Here is a 17,089-nt window from a genome sequence, read left to right on the forward strand (position 1 = left end):
GGCATCGCCCTTCACATTTGATATGATTGCGACCTGTACAAACGTACAGTGATCGATCCCCGTGACGCCTGCCTCGCCGACGCCTCCGGCGTTTTACTACCTGACCAATTTCGAACGCGCGCTGGCCTGGCTCGGCGAGCGTTACGACGACCTGTTCGACGCGCACGAGCACGCGTTCGTCCGGCAGTTCGCGACGCTGCCGCAGGCGTCGCGCGCGCTGCTCGTGCGGATGCTGATGCGCAACGGGTCCGATTTCCGCGCGAGCAAGCTCGTGTACGACGAGATCGGCTGCACGCTCGACGCCGCCGCGCCGCTCGTCGCGCTCGGCTGGGTCGATCCGGCGCCGGCGCTCACGCTCGACGACCTGTTCGCGCTGTCGACCAAGGCCGATCTGCTGCGCATCTTCCCGTCGCTCGCCGCGCATGCGGGCGAGCGCAAGGCCGACTGGCTCGACCGGCTGCGGCCCGCGCACGACGTCGCGCAACCGCTCGACGCCTGGTGCGCACAGTCCGGCGACCGGGTGCTGCGCGTGACGGTCGGCGCGCTGTGCGACCGGCTGCGGCTGATGTTCTTCGGCAATCTGCATCAGGACTGGAGCGAATTCGTGCTCGCCGATCTCGGCGTGTTCCAGTACGAAAGCGTGCCGATCGCGCCGTCGTCGCGCGCGTTCCAGCAGCGCGGCGACGTCGACGCGTATCTCGCGCTGCAGATGTACCGCGACGCGCTCGATGCATGGCCCGACGATCTGCCGTTCGACGACCTGATCCGCGCGCTGGACGCAGTCGGCTGTGCGCAGCCGTGGCTCGCGACGCGCCGCGCGAAGCTGCTGTTCGCGCTCGGCCAGGCGTGCGAACGCCGCGCCGACTGGTGCGCCGCACTCGACGCTTACGCGCGCAGCGCGTGGCCCGGCAGCCGCCACCGGCGCATCCGCGTACTGGAACGCTGCGGGCGCGACGACGACGCGCTCGCACTGGCGCTCGACGCACGCGGCGGCTTCGAGAGCGACGAGGAGCGTCAGCGTGTCGAGCGCATGCTGCCGCGCCTGCTGCGCCGCGCCGGCCAGCGGGTCGAACGCGCGGCCGCCGCCGCGGACGTACCGCGCGAGACGCTCGTGCTCGCGCGTCCCGACGCGTCCGTCAGCGTCGAATTCGCGGTGCGCGACCATCTCGCGCAGCCGGCTTCGCCGGTCCACTACGTCGAAAACACGCTGATCAATTCGCTGTTCGGGCTGCTGTGCTGGGAGCCCGTGTTCGCGGCCGTGCCCGGCGCGTTCTTTCACCCGTTCCAGCGCGGCCCGGCCGACCTGCACGCACCCGATTTCGCCGTGCGCCGCGCGGCGGCCTTCGACGCCTGCTTCGCACAGCTCGATTCGGGCGCATACCGCGATACGATCCGCCGGCATTTCGTGACGAAGGCCGGGCTGCAGTCGCCGTTCGTGTTCTGGGGCGTGCTGACCGACGCGCTGCTCGACGAAGCGCTCGCCTGCCTGCCGCCCGAGCACCTGCGGTTGTGGTTCACGCGCCTGCTCGCGGATATCCGCAGCAACCGGTCCGGCCTGCCCGACCTCGTCCGCTTCTGGCCCGACGAGCGCCGCTACGAGCTGATCGAGGTAAAGGGCCCCGGCGACCGGCTGCAGGACAACCAGACGCGCTGGCTCGCCTACTGCCTCGCGCACCGCATGCCGGTGCGCGTCGTCGATGTCGAGTGGGCCGGCGAGGCCGTCGCGCACGCCGAGGCGGCGGGGTTGTCCGCATGAGCTACGTCGTCGCGGTGCGGGCGATGTGCGAGTTCACCGCGCGACGCGGCGATCTCGACCTGCGCTTCACGCCCGCACCGACCGCGCTCGAAGGCATCGCCGGCCACGGCGCGGTCACGTCGAAGCGCGGCGCGCGCTACGAAACCGAGATCGCGCTGACCGGCACGTGGGGCACGCTCACCGTGCGCGGACGCGCGGACGGCTACGATCCCGTGGCGAACCGGCTCGAGGAAATCAAGACCTTTCGCGGCAGCCTCGACGCGATGCCGGCCAACCATCGCGCGCTGCACTGGGCGCAGGCGAAGGTCTATGCGCACCTGATGTGCGACGCGCGCGATCTCAAGGAAATCGATGTCGCGCTCGTGTATTTCGACATCGTGTCCGAGCGCGAGACCGTGCTGACGGAAACGCTGGATGCCGGCACGCTCGCGACGTTCTTCGCCGAGCAGTGCGCGTGCTTCGTCGGCTGGGCCGAACGCGAGACGGCCCATCGCGCCGCGCGCGACGCGGCGCTGCGCGCGCTCGCGTTTCCGCACGGGCAGTTCCGCAGCGGCCAGCGCGAACTGGCGGTGGCCGTCTATCGCGCGGCACGCGACGAGCACTGCCTGATGGCGCAGGCGCCGACCGGCATCGGCAAGACGATCGGCACCGTGTTCCCGCTGCTGAAGGCATGCGGCGAGGGCGAGCTCGACCATGTGTTCTTCCTGACCGCGAAAACGCCCGGCCGCGCGCTCGCGCTCGAAGCGGCGACGACGCTCGGCGCCGGCACGCCCGCGCTGCCGCTGCGGGTGCTGGAACTCGTCGCGCGCGACAAGGCGTGCGAGCATCCGGACCTCGCGTGCCACGGCGAATCGTGCCCGCTCGCGAAAGGTTTCTACGACCGGCTGCCGGCCGCGCGCGATGCGGCGATCGAGGCCGGGCTGCTCGATCGCGACACCGTGCGCACCGCGGCGCTCGCGCACGACGTCTGTCCGTACTACCTGGCGCAGGAGCTCGCGCGCTGGTCGGACATGATGATCGGCGACTACAACTACTACTACGACGGCAGCGCGATGCTGCACACGCTCGCGCAGCAGAACCAGTGGCGCGTCGGCGTGCTCGTCGACGAAGCGCACAACCTGCTCGACCGCGCCCGCAAGATGTACAGCGCGTCGCTCGATCCGTTCGCGTTCGCGGCCGCGCGCGAAGCCGCGCCCGCGGCGCTGCGCAAGGCCTTCGACCGGCTCGCCCGCGCGTGGGGCACGCTCAATCGCGCGCAGGCCGAGCGCTATGCGGCCTATCCCGAGGTGCCGGGCCCGATCGTGTCGGCCGTGCAAAACCTCGTCGCGGCGATCGGCGAACACCTGACCGACGCGCCGCGCTCGAACGGCGACGCGCTGCTGCGCTTTCATTTCGAGGCGATCCAGTTCGGCGTGCTGGCCGAAGCGTTCGACAGCGCATCGATCTTCGACGCGACGCTGCATGGCGAACCGATGCCGCGGCAGCCGGCGCTCGACGGCGTCGCGACGGCCGGCCGCCGACGCCGCGTCCAGTCGACGCTGTGCGTGCGCAACGTGATCCCGGCCGGTTTCCTGGCGCCGCGCTACGAAGCCGCGCGCACGACCGTGCTGTTCTCGGGCACGCTGAGCCCGTTTCATTTCTATCGCGACACGCTGGGGCTGCCCGGCGATACGGGCTGGCTCGACGTCGACGGGCCGTTCCGCGCCGAGCAGCTGACGGTGCGCGTGGCGAGCCACGTGTCGACGCGCTGGCGCGACCGCGATCGCTCGCTCGAGCCGATCGCCGACCTGATCGCCGCGCAATACGCGGCGCGCCCCGGCAACTATCTCGGCTTCCTGAGCAGCTTCGACTACCTCGGGCGCGTGGTCGCGCTGATGCAGACCCGCCATCCGGACGTCCCCGTGTGGGCGCAGGCGCCCGGCATGGCCGAAAGCGAGCGCGACGCGTTTCTCGCGCGCTTCGACGCAAGCGGACGCGGTGTCGGTTTCGCGGTGCTGGGCGGGGCGTTCTCGGAAGGCGTCGACCTGGTCGGCGAGCGGCTGATCGGCGCGTTCATCGCGACGCTCGGGCTGCCGCAGGTCAACGACGTCAACGAGCAGATGCGGCGCGCGATGGACGCGCGCTTCGGCAACGGTTACGACTACATGTACCTGTATCCCGGGCTGCAGAAGGTCGTGCAGGCAGCCGGGCGCGTGATCCGGACCGAGCACGACGAGGGCGTCGTGCATCTGATCGACGACCGTTACCGACGGCGCGAAGTGCGCAATCTGCTGCCGCGGTGGTGGCGGATCGGGTGACGGCGGCGGCGCCGGTCGCTACAGCACGTTGAGCATCGCGAGCGCGGCTTCCTGGAGATGCGGCAGCACGCGCCGCACGGCCGCGTCGGCCGTCTCCGCGCCGATCGGCATGTTCGTGCTCAGCGCGGCGACGACTTCGCCGTGACGGTTCTTCAGCGGCACCGCGATCCCGCGTACGCCGACCTGCAATTGCTGCTCGATCGCCGCGTAGCCGGCGTCGCGCGCCTGGTCGACCTGTTCGAGCAGCCGCGCCTTGTTGGTGATCGTGTGCGGCGTGAACGGCGGCAGCTCGGTCTCGTCGAGCCACGCACGCACGGCTTCGCGATCCGGATGATGGGCGAGCAGCACGACACCCGGCGACGTCAGCGGCGCCGGCACGCGCGCGCCGAGCACGAAGCCCGTCGTCATCACGCGCGACACGCCGTTGCGGGCGATGAACACGAGCTCCCAGCCGTCGAGCACGCTGACGTACGCCGATTCGTTCAGCGACGCGCTCAGTTGCTGCAGGTAAGGCTGGACCGTGCGCGGCAGCCGCGCCGAATCGAAGTATGACCAGCCGACCCGCAGCACGCGCGGCGTGAGACCGTACAGCTTGCCGTCGGTGTACACGTAGCCGAGCGACTCGAGCGTCAGCAGGTAGCGCCGCGCGGCCGTGCGCGTGAGGCCGGTGCGCGCGGCGGCCTGCGTGGGCGTCATGCGCGCGTGCTGGCTGTCGAATGCCTCCAGGATCATCAGGCCTTTTTCGAGGCCGGCAATCCAGTCGCGTCGGTCGAGTTCGGGCTTTTTCGTCATCACGGGTGGGCAGTGGCGCGCGGTGTTCGCGCAGGAGTGGGCGATTATCGCGCGAGTCGTGGGTACTGGCACCGAATTGTCCATTCAGCCGACTTGCGGATCTGCACCAAAGATATACAATCTTTCGCGTATATCTATGGAGGCTCATATGCAGGTCGCAAAGTGGGGCAATAGCCTGGCGGTTCGCCTTCCGGCCAGTGTGGTTGACGCACTGGAACTCCGCGAAGGCGACGATATCGAGATCGTGGTCGACAGTCCCCGGGTTTTCGCGGTAAGCCGCAAGCCGAGGCCCGACGAGCTTGTGGAGCGGTTGCGGCGTTTCCGGGGCAAGTTGCCCGCCGATTTCAAGTTCAGCCGGGACGATGCGAATGAGCAGGATTGAGACGGAGAAATCGTTCGTCGACAGCAATGTTGTGCTTTATCTGCTGTCCGAGGACGAAACCAAGGCAAATCGTGCGGAGGCGCTGTTCCTTCGGCGGCCAACCATCAGCGTCCAGGTGTTGAATGAGGTCGCCAGTGTCTGCAACCGCAAACTGCGGATGCCGTGGCGCGAGGTAGGGAAGTTTCTGGAGCCGATCAGGAGTTTGTGCCATGTCGTGCCGCTCACCGTCGATGCGCACGACCTCGCGCGGCGGCTGGCGGAGTGGCATCGCTTGTCCTTCTACGACGCATGCATTGTGGCAACTGCTTCGATCGAGGGGTGTGAATACCTGTACACCGAAGACATGCACGACGGCTTGCAAGTGGACGGCGGTCCGGTATTGCGCAATCCGTTCGCTTGAGGACGGGCGACCCGGAAAAGCGAAGAAACCGGATGCGACGCGACCGTTACGCGCGCCGCATCCGTCATGACCTTACTCGCTGCTCGTCCACTCGACGTTCGCGCCGACCGAACGCAGGTTCTCGACGAAATGGGGATGCGCGCGGCGGATCGGCAGCGCGTTCATGATTTCCGAGCGGCCTTCGATGCTCGCGGCCACCATCAGCAGCGCGATCGCGACGCGAATGATGTACGGGCTCTCGACGCGCGCCGGCGTCAATTGCAGCCCGCCGAACGTGATCAACCGGTGCGGGTCGGACAGCAGCACGTGCGCGCCGAACTTCGACAGTTCGCCGGACCAGCCGAGCGCGCCGTCGTAGACCTTGTTCCAGAACATCGCGCTGCCTTCCGCGCGCACGCCGAGCGCGATGAAGATCGGCAGCAGGTCGACCGGCAGGTACGGCCACGGCGCGGCTTCGACCTTGGTCAGGATGTTCTGCGTGAACGGCCGGCGCACGCGCAGCGGGCCGTCGCGTTCCGCGCGTGACCAGCCGTCGCGGTGCGTGACGGTGACGCCGAATTTCGCGAACGTGCGGTCGATCAGCGGGAAATGCTCGGGTGACGAATTGCGCACCGTGATGTCGCCGCCCGTGATCGCGCCGAGCGCAAGGAACGTCGCGATTTCATGGAAATCCTCGGCGAAGCGGAACTCGCCGCCGCCGAGCTTGCCGCCGCCCGTCACGCAAAGCCGCGACGTGCCGATGCCCTCGATCGCGACGCCGATCATTGCGAGGAACTGGCAGAACTCCTGCACGTGCGGCTCGGATGCCGCGTTCATCAGCGTGGACGTGCCGCCCGCGGCCGTCGCGCACAGCGCGAAGTTCTCGGTGGTCGTCACCGATGCGTAGTCGAACCAGTGATCGTTGGCCGTCAGCGGCCCGTCGGTACGGACGATCAGCGAATCGGGCGTGCGCTCGATGTGTGCGCCGAAACGTTCGAACACCTCGACGTGCGGATCGATCTCGCGCACGCCGAGCGTGCAGCCTTTCACGTCGTTCTCGAGGCGCGCGACGCCGAAGCGCGCGAGCAGCGGCGGAATCAGCATGATCGACGAACGCATCGCCTCGGGCAGCCGATGGACGGCCGGATCGAACTTCGTGTTGCGATGGTGAAGCTCGAGCAGACCCGTCGTGAAATCGACCGACACGTCGCTGCCGAGCGTGCGGAAGATGTCGAGGATCTTGCGCACGTCGGTGATGTCCGGCACGCCGACGAGGCGCAGCGGCTGATCGGTCAACAGGGTGGCGCACAGAATCGGCAGGACGGCGTTCTTGTTCGCGGACGGCTTGATGTCCCCGCGCAGCGGAGTGCCGCCGTGGACGATGAGATTCGACATGATATGGGGGCGTATCGGTGACTGACGTAGGCCCATATGATGCCATTGGTCGGCACGCGGCGTGGAATGTTCAGAGGGGGAAAAGGGGAATCGGCGCGCCTAAATGACAGTGTTTGACGTCGCGCCCGAGATGCAGCAGGCCGAATGCCGGCCGGCATGGCTGAATGACCGGCGCGTGGCCGGCCGTGAATCGGGCCGGCCATCCGGTCAGGCGGTCATTGCGCCGCCCGCATCCGCGCGGCGACCACCAGCGAGATCAGGCAGCCGACCGCCAGATAGCCGGCGACGAGGTGCCACGAACCGCCGGCCACGCTGACGAGGCCGACCGCGATGAACGGCGTGAACCCGCCGCCGACGACGCTCGCGAACTGGTAGCCGACGCCCGCGCCGCTGTAGCGGTATTCGGCGCCGAACAGCTCGGTGAACAGCGGCTGCTGGACGCTCACGACCATGTCGTGCGCAGCGTTCGCCAGCAGGATCGAGAAGATCACGATCCACGCGATCGAGCGCGACTCCAGCGCGACGAAGAACGGCACCGCGGATGCGAGGCCGATCAGCGCGCCGATCAGGTAGATGCGGCGCAGCCCGTAGCGGTCGGCCAGCCACGCGAAGCAGGGGATCGTCACGCAGCTCACCGCGCCCACCAGCAGGCCGATGTTCAGGAACAGGTCGCGCGACATGCCGAGGTTCGTCGTCGAATAGCTGAGCGCGAACGCGGTGACGATATACATCGTGAACAGTTCGGCGAGCCGCAGCGCGACGATCAGCAGGAACGCCTTCGGATGGCGCGTCAGCGCTTCCAGCACCGGCAGGCGCAGCTTGCGGTTGCCGTGCTCGACCTTCTCGACGAACTCCTGCGATTCGTCCATGTTCTTGCGCACCCACAGCCCGATCAGCACCAGCACGATGCTGAACACGAACGGCAGGCGCCAGCCCCACGACTTGAACGCGGCCTCGCCGAGCGTATGGCTCAGGATCGACACGATGCCGGTGGCCAGCACGAGCCCGACGCCGTAGCCGACCTGCACGCCGCTGCTGTAGAACGCCTTCTTCTGCTTCGGCGCGCTCTCGACGGCCATCAGCGCCGCGCCGCCCCATTCGCCGCCGACCGCGAAACCCTGGATCGCGCGCATCAGCACCAGCAGCACGGGCGCCCACCAGCCGATCGTCGAGAACCCCGGCAGCAGGCCGATCGCGACCGTCGACAGCCCCATCAGCATCACGGTCAGCACGAGCATCCGCTTGCGGCCGAGCCGGTCGCCGTAGTGGCCGAACACGATGCCGCCGAGCGGCCGGAACAGGAAGCCGACGCCGAAGGTGGCGAACGCCGCGAGCGTGCCCATCGTCGGGCTGACTTTCGGGAAAAACTCGGAATTGAACACCAGCGCGGCGACGATCCCGTACAGCAGGAAGTCGTACCAGTCGACGACGGCGCCGACGAAGCTGCCGATCGCGGCCTTGCGGGCCTGGCTGCGTGCACGGGCGCCGGCGGCGGCGTCGAGGGTGTCGAAGGTGGGGGTCATGGCGATGTCTCCTGGCACGGCGCATCGTGGAATCGTGGCGGCGCCGCGTCCGATGCTGCATTGAAGTCGATGGGTGAACGGAGAATAGGGCGCGGGCCGCACGGCGGCAATTGGCCAATCGGACAATGTGCGCGATTATCGTTCAATTCCGTGCGATTATCGAACGCTTTTCGGGTTTGCACTAGGCGGCGCGACGATATCCCGTTCGGCCGGGGTGTGCCGCCGTGAACGATCTGGTTAAAATCTGCAGCATCGACAACTCGCCCGTTCGGGGCGGAGGCGAGGCCGCCGCATCGGCCGCGCATGCCGCACGCGACAGGCACCATCCCCCATCGACCGCATGCCCCCGGAGACTGGAATGCCCGGCAATTCCCACCCCTTGTCCAGCGATACGCCGCCCGTTGCCGATCCGGCCGCCAATCCGCTCGGGATGGCCGGCCTCGAATTCGTCGAATTCGCGGCGCCCGTGCCGGAAGCGCTCGCGCAGCGCTTCGAGCAGTTCGGGTTCAAGGCGATCGCGCGGCACGTCAGCAAGAACGTCACGCTGTACCGGCAAGGGCAGATGCATTTCCTGATCAACGCCGAGCCCGATTCGTTCGCGGCGCGCTATGCGGAGGAGTACGGAATGGGCGTCTGCGCGATCGGGTTGCGCGTGGCGAATGCCCGGCGCGCGTTCGAGCGCGCGATCCAGCTCGGGGCGTGGGCGTTCGAAGGCGAAAAGGTCGGCGTCGGCGAGCTGAAGATTCCGGCGATCCAGGGCATCGGCGATTCGCACCTGTATTTCGTCGACCGCTGGCGCGGGCGGGACGGCCAGCGCGGCGGCGTCGGCGACATCTCGATCTTCGACATCGATTTCCGGCCGATCGACATCGCGACCGCACATACCGATCTCGATTGCGCGGGCGTCGGCCTGCAGCAGGTCGACCACTTCACGCAAACGGTCGGCGCGGGCCGCATGCAGGAGTGGCTGGATTTCTACCACGACCTGCTGCATTTTCGCGAGATCCACCAGATCGACGCGCACTGGCATGTGTCGGAGGAATCGCGCGTGATGGTGTCGCCGTGCGGCGCGGTGCGGATTCCGGTCTACGAGGAAGGCACGCGGCGCACCGAGCTGATGCATGCGTACCTGCCCGACCATCCGGGCGAGGGCGTACAGCACGTCGCACTGGCCACCGACGACATCCTGTCGTGCGTCGATGCGCTGCGTGCGAACGGCGTGGAGTTCATCGAGCCGCCCGCACGCTATTACGACGACGTCGACGCGCGGCTGCCCGCGCATGGTGTCGATCTCGACGCGCTGCGCCGCCGCGCGGTGCTGGTCGACGGCGAGATCGGCAGCGACGGCGTGCCGAGGCTGTTCTTCCAGACCTTCATCAAACGCCGCCCCGGCGAGATCTTCTTCGAGATCGTGCAGCGCAAGGGGCACCACGGGTTCGGCGAGGGCAACCTCGCGGCACTCGCCCGCGCGCGCGATGCCGGCTGAATGGGCAGGCGCAGGCGGCCGGCACGCGGTTCGGGGCGGGGGCGTTCGATGTCCGTATCTGCGTCGGCGTAGCGGCTTCGGTCCGATCGTGGCGAGTGCGTACGGCCATCGTCACCAGTCCTCCCGCTTCGAGATGCGTGGCCTGGCCCGAGCAGTCGCTGCCGGGCGCTTCCGCGCGGCGTCGACCGCGGCGCCGGTCGGGGCTTTGGCGGCCGTGGTGCCGCGCTTGCTCGCGACCGGCTTTCGCGCCGCCGGCTCGACACCGGAAGCCGAATCGGCCGCTTCCGCCGGCGCACCCCGTTCTTCCAGGCCGAGCATCATGCGAACGCCGAGCGCGTTCAGCACCTTGAAAAGCCGTTCGATGCTGGCCACCGACGGGTTGGCTTCGAGCTGGGCATAGGATTGCTGGGTGATGCCGAGGCGGGCGGCCAGTTGCGCCTGCGTGAGCCCCGCGGATTTCCGGAAGCCGACGAGTATCGGGCGCAACTGGGTCAGGGTCTGGACAGGAAAGGCCATCGGGCGCTCCGCGAGATGACAGGCGGTCATTTGTAATCGGAAAATACAGTCTATGGTATGTATTGTAAAAATACAAATCATAGCCTGTATTAACAAAAAACAAGCGATAGCCTGTTACGCGGAGCCCAATCGGCCATCCCGCCTGCTACCCGCATTCACGACCCGCGCGTCGAGCGATTCGCCCAATTGGCCAATGCCGGCCACTGCGCACAACCGCGCCGGATGAACCCCGCGCCCGTGCGGATCACGAGCGCGCCGATCGCGAGCGCGGCCACATCGTCGAGACGGCCGAAGCCGAGCAGCGCCGCACTCATCGCGAGCGCCGCGAGCAACGACGACAGCGCATCGGTCCGCACGTGCCAACCGCTCGCCTCGAGCAGCGCGGAGCCGGTTTCGCGCGCCTTGCACAGCATCCAGTGCGACAGCACGGCCTTGCCGGCGAGCGTGACGGCAGCCAGCGCGAGCGCGGTCGCGCCCGGCTGTACGACGGGCGGCGTATCGAACCGGGTCAGCGCATGCCAGATCATCTGCGCGCCGGTCGCGGCCAGCAACGCGCCGAGGCCCGCGAGCGCGAGCGGCTCGTAGGTCGGGCGACGCTCCGGCGGCAGGCGCGCGTCGAACCGGCAGGCGACGAGGATCAGCGCATCGGCCGCAAGATCGATCGCGGCGTGCGCGACGTCCGCGAGCAGACCCGACGAATGCGCGGACCGTGCCGCCGCCGTTTCGACGGCGAGCAGCAGCAGGTTGATCGCGAGGCTGACGGCGAGGGCGCGGGACGTGGCTGCGTAAACGTGGGGCGTGGCGCGCGACGGGCGCTGCATGGCGGATCGCTTGTCGGAATCGGGGACGGCTTCGAACGTTACCGGCCGACGGTGGCACGCGAATGACAGGCGAAACGGAGGCGCTGGGTGAGGCGATCCCCTTACCGATAACCCGTAGCGCTCACCGCTTTCGATCGTGCTGAAAAATTACAGCGCGTGTTCATGGGTAGCGAATTCGGCGGCCTCGCATGAGGCTGCCACGCCATCGACGCAGGCCGCTCAAGCGAGGCCGGAATTGCACGTCTCCCACCGAACAACTCTCGACATTATAGAAATAATGTCAAACTCATCACACCGAATAATTGAATATCAAACGGTTTACGTTATATTATTTACTAAATTCCCGACGGAACCTGCCATGTCCGATCTCGCTGCCGACGAACCCCGCCTGACCGCCGAAATCGAGCGCCTCAAGGCCGACTTCCCGAAAACGCGCGAGCTGTACCGCGAAGCCTGCGCGCTGCTGTTCTTCCGCTTCGGCATCACGCCGACGGCGAACCGCCTGTACCAGCTCGTTCGCAAGGGCAGCATGAGCACGCCGACGGCTGTTCTCGGCGAGTTCTGGGCCGAGCTGCGGGAAAAGAGCCGTGTGCGCATCGAGCATCCGGACCTGCCGGCCGATCTGCAGGCAGCGGCTGGCGAACTGGTCGCGGCGCTATGGAATCGGTCGAGCACCGACGCGGCCGCCGCCCTCGACGCGCTGCGCGCGGAAGTCGAAGCCCAGCGGGCCGCGGCGCAAGCGGAAGTCGCGACGTTGCAAGCCGAACTGGCCCGCACCGAAACCGCGCTGGAGCAACGCACGGCCGCGCTGCTGGCCGCGCAGGTCCGCATTCAGGAACTGGAGCAGGCGAGGGCGGCGGACGATGCATCGCGGCAAGCGCTGCAAGCGGATATCGAACGCCTGAAGGCCGACAACGCGGAGGGCGACCGTGCACTCGCCGAGGCCCGCGCGGATTTCACCACCCAGCTCGACCGGTTGCGCGACGATGCCGGCCGCGCCGAGGAGCGGCTGCGTGCATCGGAGAAGCGGGCGCTTCAGGAAATCGATCGCGAGCGGCTCGCCGCCGCGCGATTGCAAAAGGAACTCGATGCAGCGACATCGCGCGCGGAACAACGCGATACGCAGCAGCGGAAGGACATGACCGCGCTACAGGCACAGCTCGGCGACGCGCTGCATCGCTGCGGCGTGCTTCAGGGGCAGCTCGACGGCGCACTGGCGACCGAGGCGGCGCGCGGCAACGAACTCGAGGCGCTGAGGCGCGAGATGGCGGCGCTGGTACGCCGGCCGCCGTTGCGCGGCGTCAAGACCGTCCCGGCCGCCGAGCGGAGCGAGCGGCGGGCGCGCACGAGAAAGCGCGCCGACGAAGCGCCGCGCTAGCCGCAAGGCCCGCCAGCGTCCCGCGCGTGAAGCAACGCAGGGCGGAAAGCCTGTCACCCGCGCGCCGGCGTCCCCACTCAACTCAACTCAACACATACCGCGACGGCAGCGGCGGCGCGTCCGCCGGAATCGTCACGAGCGACGTATTCAGCCAGCCTTGCGGCGTGCCGTTCGACTGCGCATACGCGCCGACGTACGGCATCATCCGCGTCGTCTGATAGACCTGCGGCGTCCAGTCGGGCGGCGCGAGGAAGATCGACGTCGCGCGCTTCTCGCTGTACGCGGATGCGCCATACGTCGAGATGTTCCACAGCGTCTGCTGATACGTCGCGTAGTCGGCGTTGTGACGCGAGCCGCCGGCCTGCCAGCCTTCGAGCTGGATGAACGTGTTGTACGTGCCGGCGCCCGCAAGCAGGTCGTTCACCGTGCGCCCGTACAGGAACGACAGAATCAGCCCGCAGTTCGCCGGCGCGAAATCGTTGCCGACGCTCAGGTAATAGCGGCCCGTCGTGTTCACGACCGATGCGTAGTGCGAATTGCCGATATCCATTGACGTCGACAGCCCGCTCGCACCCATGAAACTGTCGAAGGCCTGCATCGTGACGCCCGCCGGCAGGTCGCTGGTCGCGCTGATCGCGACGAGGTGCGAACCGGCCGCCAGCAGCGTCAGGAACGCGGACAGCGTCGCCGCAACCCAGTTGCCCTGCGCATCGACGAACGGAAACGCACGATAGCCGGTCAGCGAGAAAACCGCCGGATCGGAGCCGGCCTGCCACGCGATCTGCGGCACCCACATCGTCAGCGGGCCGGCGTTCGAGGCGCTCGACACGTACTGCTTCAGCGCATCGATCAGTTGCGCATCGGCGCCGGGCAGCACGGTGTACGACGCGCCGTTCTGCCAGCGCCGCACCCATTGCGCGACGAAGCCCGCGAGCTGGCCGCCGGTGAAATCGGCCGGCGGCACGTAGCCGAGCGAGCCCGTGCCCTGATAGGCGGACTGGATCGCCGCGGCCGTGCGCACGTTGTTGCCGAACATGCTGTTCGCGAAATCCTGGCAGTTGTTGGCCGGCGGCGTCGCGAGCTGCGCGAGCGGGACGACCCACGCACCGTTCGCGGTCGCGACCCCGCGATACAGGTTGAGATTCGCGATCGAGTCGTGACCGGGAAACGTCGCGGCGTCGGCACCCGACACGTAGCCGGCCGACGACGTGACGCTGACGGTGGTCGGCTGCGAGCCGAACGGATGCGTGTACGCGATCGCAAACGATGCGTCGCCACCAGCGAGGCTGAACGATCCCGTGCAGTCGCCCCAGCTGTTCGACGCGCTGACGGCCGTCGATTGTCCGGTCGCGACCCGCGCTTGCGACGCCTGCGGCGTCGAGCCGCTCTGGCTCGCCGCATTGCCGAACGCGAGCGTCGTCGACGGAATCGCGTTGACGACGTTGATCGTGATCGAGCGGTCGGCAATGCCGTAGCTGCGTGCGGACGTATCGGCGGCGCCGGCGGCAGCGAACGACGACGCGGCGGCCGGGCTGCCGTCGCCGCCGCAGGCAGCCAGCGAGCCGACGAGCGGCGACAGGGTCAGCGCGGCGCCGCGCTGGATGAAGCGCCGGCGGTTCGGCGCGGCCGGGCGGGCAGGTTTCGAAGCGGTCATGGGGCGTTCCTGGTCACGGGTTCGGGAGGCGGTAACGGTCCGGCGCATTGCACACGTGTGCAATGCCGGCCGCATCCTCGCGATCGCCGGCACATGCGCCGCGCATATTTATGCGGGAGATCGATGAAATGCCCGCGACGAAACCGAGTCGCTGATGTGACGCATCGCGCGCCGACGCCACGGACAGGCGAGGGGAGCGCCGGCCAGGCATTGGGCCCGCGACGGGGATCGGGTAAAGTGCCGCTCAACATGCCGGTTCGACGTTACTAGACGACCGGTCTAATCGTTGCTACCATACGCCATCATGAATGCATCTTCAGGCGCCGAAGTCCGCCAGCACATCCTGAACATCGCGAAGCCGATCATGCTCCACAAGGGGTTTTCGGCGGTCGGTCTGAACGAGATTCTCGCCGCGGCGGGCATCCCGAAGGGCTCGTTCTACCATTACTTCGGCTCGAAAGAGGCATTCGGCGAAGCGCTGCTCGAATCGTATTTCGAAGGCTATCTCGCGCATCTCGACAACCTGCTCAAGCAGCAGGCCGGCACGGGCGCCGAGCGCCTGATGACGTACTGGGGCAACTGGCTGTACACGCAATGCGCGGACGATCCGGAAGGCAAGTGCCTCGCGGTGAAGCTCGGCGCGGAAGTGTCGGATCTGTCCGAAGCGATGCGCGCGGTACTTCGGCAAGGCACCAGCCAGATCATCGAGCGGCTCGCGGGCGGCATCGAGGCCGGGCTCGCCGACGGTTCGCTGAGCGGCGTCGACGATCCGTCGTACACGGCCGCGATCCTGTACGAGCTGTGGCTGGGCGCGACGCTGCTGGAAAAGATTCACCGCAACCGCAAACCGCTCGAAAGGGCGATGGCCGAAACGCGGCGCATGCTGAACCTGCCGCCGGCCGCGCCCGACGGCGCGCAGTCGTAATCCGGGCGCGCATGGCGCGCCTTGTTTTTGCCGTGATCCTAGACGACTGGTCTACTCAATCATTCATGACGAACGCTTCACGCCGCGTTACGCTGTCCCGATCGTTCCAACCGCCTGCCTGCGACCGCACGGCCCGACCGCCGATGCCGCCGCGGGCGCGCACTTCCTGCTGGTCCATCCCTGATCCGCTCGTGCCCACGAAGCACGTTCATTCCTGTTGACGGAGGCTCACATGCCGCAAAGCAAGACCGCAAACCGCCAGATCGTCCTGAATTCGCGCCCCGTCGGCGCACCGACGCCGGACAACTTCCGCGCGGAAACCGCTGACGTGCCGGTGCCCGGCGCCGGCCAGGTGCTGCTGCGCACCGTCTGGTTGTCGCTCGACCCGTACATGCGCGGCCGGATGAGCGACGCGCCGTCCTATGCGCCGCCGGCCGAACTGGGCCAGCCGATGGTCGGCGGCACGGTCAGCCGCGTGGTGTCGTCGAACCTGCCGGCGTTTCGCGAAGGCGATCTCGTCGTCGCCGGGGCCGGCTGGCAGGACTATGCGCTGTCCGACGGGCGCGACCTGATCCCGCTCGGCCGCGACTTCGCGCACCCGTCGTACGCGCTCGGCGTGCTCGGCATGCCGGGCTTCACCGCGTACACGGGGCTGTTGAAGATCGGCGAGCCGAAGGCCGGCGAAACCGTGGTCGTCGCGGCCGCGAGCGGCGCGGTCGGCGCGGTGGTCGGCCAGATCGCGAAGCTGAAAGGTTGCCGCGTGGTCGGCGTCGCGGGCGGCGCCGACAAGTGCGCGTACGTGACCGGCACGCTCGGCTTCGACGCGTGCGTCGACCATCGCGATCCGGCGTTTGCCGCGAAGCTGAAGGACGCGTGCCCGAACGGCATCGACGTCTATTTCGAGAACGTCGGCGGCGCCGTGTTCGACGCGGTGTGGCCGTTGCTGAACGACCATGCGCGCGTGCCCGTCTGCGGAATCATTGCGCATTACAACGACGCGGCATACGACGACAAGGCTTTGTCGACCGGCCGTGACCGCGTGCCGGCGCTGATGGGCGCGATCCTGCGCAAGCGCATCCGCGTGCAGGGCTTCATCATTCTCGATCACTATGCAACCGGCTATGCGCCGTTCCTGAAGGACATGAGCGAGTGGGTCGCGCAGGGCAAGGTGAAGACGCTCGAGGACGTCGTTCCCGATCTCGCCGACGCGCCGCAAGCGCTGATCGGCTTGCTCGCCGGCAAGAATTTCGGCAAGGTCGTCGTGCGGGTCGGCCCGGACGAGCTGGCCTGACCTCTCCGCTCGGCGACATACAACCGCTGCACGCTGGCGTCGCGAGACGCCGGCTTGTGGCATGCTCGTTTCCGTTTTCAAAGGAGTCGAAAAAATGGCGCTTCACGTGATTGCTTCGCTGTTCCTGAAACCCGAACACGCGCAGGCTGCCGAGGCCGAACTGCGCAGCATGGTCGCCAAGACGCGCACCGAACCGGGCAACCGGCGCTATGACCTGTTCCGCGAGCAGAACGGTTCGCCGAACCTGCATCTGTACGAGATCTACGACGACCAGGCGGCCTTCGACGCGCACCTCGCGAGCCCGTATTTCGGCGAATTCCGCACGAAATCGGCCGACTGGTTCACCGCACCGCCGGTCATCAAGGTGCTGTCGGGCATCGACGTGGCCGAGTAACGACGCAGGCAGGCAGCACCACCGCCGCGGCTCGCCCGCACCCGGGCCGCGCGGCACCCGTTGCGCACGACGCAACGGCGACGACGACCATACGGCGCAG

The 17,089-nt window shown here is 67.9% G+C and carries 16 protein-coding genes; 9 read left to right on the plus strand and 7 right to left on the minus strand.

Annotated features, from left to right (window positions below):
• Window positions 1-61 precede the first annotated feature (61 nt).
• Together HWX03_RS05050 and HWX03_RS05055 are read left to right on the plus strand one after the other, a co-directional pair.
• Window positions 62-1,756 (plus strand): VRR-NUC domain-containing protein, encoded by a 1,695-nt coding sequence (locus HWX03_RS05050; RefSeq protein ID WP_175870467.1) that lies wholly within the window; start codon window positions 62-64, stop codon window positions 1,754-1,756.
• Window positions 1,753-4,053 carry an ATP-dependent DNA helicase gene (locus HWX03_RS05055; protein WP_175870468.1) on the plus strand — a complete coding sequence of 767 codons (2,301 nt, stop codon included), beginning with the start codon at window positions 1,753-1,755 and terminating at the stop codon, window positions 4,051-4,053. Before HWX03_RS05050 ends, HWX03_RS05055 begins: the two co-directional genes overlap by 4 nt.
• An 18-nt stretch (window positions 4,054-4,071) precedes the next feature.
• Here HWX03_RS05055 and HWX03_RS05060 read toward each other — a convergent pair whose 3' ends face one another.
• On the minus strand, window positions 4,072-4,845 hold the full coding sequence (locus tag HWX03_RS05060; RefSeq protein WP_126369857.1) for an IclR family transcriptional regulator C-terminal domain-containing protein: 774 nt from the start codon (window positions 4,843-4,845) through the stop codon (window positions 4,072-4,074).
• A 148-nt stretch (window positions 4,846-4,993) separates the two neighbouring features.
• Here HWX03_RS05060 and HWX03_RS05065 point away from each other — a divergent pair, with 148 nt between their 5' ends.
• Both HWX03_RS05065 and HWX03_RS05070 read left to right on the plus strand, forming a co-directional pair.
• On the plus strand, window positions 4,994-5,227 hold the full coding sequence (locus tag HWX03_RS05065; RefSeq protein ID WP_175870469.1) for an AbrB/MazE/SpoVT family DNA-binding domain-containing protein: 234 nt from the start codon (window positions 4,994-4,996) through the stop codon (window positions 5,225-5,227).
• The gene (locus HWX03_RS05070) at window positions 5,214-5,627 is read left to right on the plus strand and encodes a PIN domain-containing protein (protein WP_174388254.1); all 414 of its coding nucleotides are present in this window, start codon (window positions 5,214-5,216) and stop codon (window positions 5,625-5,627) included. The genes HWX03_RS05065 and HWX03_RS05070 overlap by 14 nt, the downstream gene beginning before the upstream one ends.
• A gap of 72 nt (window positions 5,628-5,699) precedes the next feature.
• On the opposite strand, the gene HWX03_RS05075 is transcribed toward HWX03_RS05070, so the two are convergent.
• Window positions 5,700-7,001: a UDP-N-acetylglucosamine 1-carboxyvinyltransferase gene (locus HWX03_RS05075; protein WP_174434282.1), complete on the minus strand. Its 1,302-nt coding sequence runs from the start codon at window positions 6,999-7,001 to the stop codon at window positions 5,700-5,702.
• Window positions 7,002-7,216: 215 nt separating this feature from the next.
• Window positions 7,217-8,524, minus strand: coding sequence for a shikimate transporter (gene shiA, locus HWX03_RS05080; RefSeq protein ID WP_174388252.1), 1,308 nt, complete (start codon window positions 8,522-8,524; stop codon window positions 7,217-7,219).
• 358 nt (window positions 8,525-8,882) lie between these two features.
• On the opposite strand from shiA, the gene HWX03_RS05085 reads away from it, so the two are divergent.
• A complete protein-coding gene (locus HWX03_RS05085; protein WP_175870470.1) occupies window positions 8,883-10,010 on the plus strand; it encodes a VOC family protein in 1,128 nt (375 codons plus the stop codon).
• A 111-nt stretch (window positions 10,011-10,121) separates the two neighbouring features.
• On the opposite strand, the gene HWX03_RS05090 is transcribed toward HWX03_RS05085, so the two are convergent.
• Window positions 10,122-10,526, minus strand: a complete 405-nt coding sequence (locus HWX03_RS05090) for a helix-turn-helix transcriptional regulator (RefSeq protein WP_175870471.1) — start codon at window positions 10,524-10,526, stop codon at window positions 10,122-10,124.
• 155 nt (window positions 10,527-10,681) lie between these two features.
• Window positions 10,682-11,347, minus strand: a complete 666-nt coding sequence (locus tag HWX03_RS05095; protein ID WP_175870472.1) for a cation diffusion facilitator family transporter — start codon at window positions 11,345-11,347, stop codon at window positions 10,682-10,684.
• Between the two features lie 358 nt (window positions 11,348-11,705).
• Here HWX03_RS05095 and HWX03_RS05100 point away from each other — a divergent pair, with 358 nt between their 5' ends.
• Window positions 11,706-12,725, plus strand: a complete 1,020-nt coding sequence (locus HWX03_RS05100; protein ID WP_175870528.1) for a DNA-binding protein — start codon at window positions 11,706-11,708, stop codon at window positions 12,723-12,725.
• An 82-nt stretch (window positions 12,726-12,807) separates the two neighbouring features.
• Here the strand turns inward: HWX03_RS05100 and HWX03_RS05105 are convergent, their stop codons facing one another.
• Window positions 12,808-14,379 (minus strand): hypothetical protein, encoded by a 1,572-nt coding sequence (locus HWX03_RS05105; RefSeq protein ID WP_175870473.1) that lies wholly within the window; start codon window positions 14,377-14,379, stop codon window positions 12,808-12,810.
• Between the two features lie 304 nt (window positions 14,380-14,683).
• Between HWX03_RS05105 and HWX03_RS05110 the strand changes: the two genes are divergently transcribed.
• Entirely contained in the window at window positions 14,684-15,304 is a 621-nt protein-coding gene (locus tag HWX03_RS05110) for a TetR/AcrR family transcriptional regulator (protein WP_175870474.1), read from the plus strand.
• A 55-nt stretch (window positions 15,305-15,359) separates the two neighbouring features.
• Here HWX03_RS05110 and HWX03_RS37180 read toward each other — a convergent pair whose 3' ends face one another.
• Window positions 15,360-15,482: a hypothetical protein gene (locus HWX03_RS37180; RefSeq protein ID WP_279612211.1), complete on the minus strand. Its 123-nt coding sequence runs from the start codon at window positions 15,480-15,482 to the stop codon at window positions 15,360-15,362.
• Window positions 15,483-15,536: 54 nt separating this feature from the next.
• On the opposite strand from HWX03_RS37180, the gene HWX03_RS05115 reads away from it, so the two are divergent.
• Together HWX03_RS05115 and HWX03_RS05120 are read left to right on the plus strand one after the other, a co-directional pair.
• Window positions 15,537-16,595: an NADP-dependent oxidoreductase gene (locus HWX03_RS05115; protein ID WP_174388219.1), complete on the plus strand. Its 1,059-nt coding sequence runs from the start codon at window positions 15,537-15,539 to the stop codon at window positions 16,593-16,595.
• Window positions 16,596-16,689: 94 nt separating this feature from the next.
• On the plus strand, window positions 16,690-16,989 hold the full coding sequence (locus HWX03_RS05120; RefSeq protein WP_175870475.1) for a putative quinol monooxygenase: 300 nt from the start codon (window positions 16,690-16,692) through the stop codon (window positions 16,987-16,989).
• The last annotated feature ends 100 nt before the right edge of the window (window positions 16,990-17,089 follow it).

This window comes from Burkholderia sp. BCC0397 (genome assembly GCF_902832865.1).
Taxonomy (GTDB): Bacteria; Pseudomonadota; Gammaproteobacteria; order Burkholderiales; family Burkholderiaceae; genus Burkholderia.

Excerpts from the sequence above, each read along its gene's own strand:
- HWX03_RS05055 (WP_175870468.1), top strand. The coding sequence starts at position 1,753 with ATGAGCTACGTCGTCGCGGTGCGGGCGATGTGCGAGTTCACCGCGCGA.
- HWX03_RS05060 (WP_126369857.1), bottom strand. The coding sequence starts at position 4,845 with ATGACGAAAAAGCCCGAACTCGACCGACGCGACTGGATTGCCGGCCTC.
- HWX03_RS05065 (WP_175870469.1), top strand. The coding sequence starts at position 4,994 with ATGCAGGTCGCAAAGTGGGGCAATAGCCTGGCGGTTCGCCTTCCGGCC.
- HWX03_RS05070 (WP_174388254.1), top strand. The coding sequence starts at position 5,214 with ATGAGCAGGATTGAGACGGAGAAATCGTTCGTCGACAGCAATGTTGTG.
- HWX03_RS05075 (WP_174434282.1), bottom strand. The coding sequence starts at position 7,001 with ATGTCGAATCTCATCGTCCACGGCGGCACTCCGCTGCGCGGGGACATC.
- shiA (WP_174388252.1), bottom strand. The coding sequence starts at position 8,524 with ATGACCCCCACCTTCGACACCCTCGACGCCGCCGCCGGCGCCCGTGCA.
- HWX03_RS05085 (WP_175870470.1), top strand. The coding sequence starts at position 8,883 with ATGCCCGGCAATTCCCACCCCTTGTCCAGCGATACGCCGCCCGTTGCC.
- HWX03_RS05090 (WP_175870471.1), bottom strand. The coding sequence starts at position 10,526 with ATGGCCTTTCCTGTCCAGACCCTGACCCAGTTGCGCCCGATACTCGTC.
- HWX03_RS05095 (WP_175870472.1), bottom strand. The coding sequence starts at position 11,347 with ATGCAGCGCCCGTCGCGCGCCACGCCCCACGTTTACGCAGCCACGTCC.
- HWX03_RS05100 (WP_175870528.1), top strand. The coding sequence starts at position 11,706 with ATGTCCGATCTCGCTGCCGACGAACCCCGCCTGACCGCCGAAATCGAG.
- HWX03_RS05105 (WP_175870473.1), bottom strand. The coding sequence starts at position 14,379 with ATGACCGCTTCGAAACCTGCCCGCCCGGCCGCGCCGAACCGCCGGCGC.
- HWX03_RS05110 (WP_175870474.1), top strand. The coding sequence starts at position 14,684 with ATGAATGCATCTTCAGGCGCCGAAGTCCGCCAGCACATCCTGAACATC.
- HWX03_RS37180 (WP_279612211.1), bottom strand. The coding sequence starts at position 15,482 with ATGGACCAGCAGGAAGTGCGCGCCCGCGGCGGCATCGGCGGTCGGGCC.
- HWX03_RS05115 (WP_174388219.1), top strand. The coding sequence starts at position 15,537 with ATGCCGCAAAGCAAGACCGCAAACCGCCAGATCGTCCTGAATTCGCGC.
- HWX03_RS05120 (WP_175870475.1), top strand. The coding sequence starts at position 16,690 with ATGGCGCTTCACGTGATTGCTTCGCTGTTCCTGAAACCCGAACACGCG.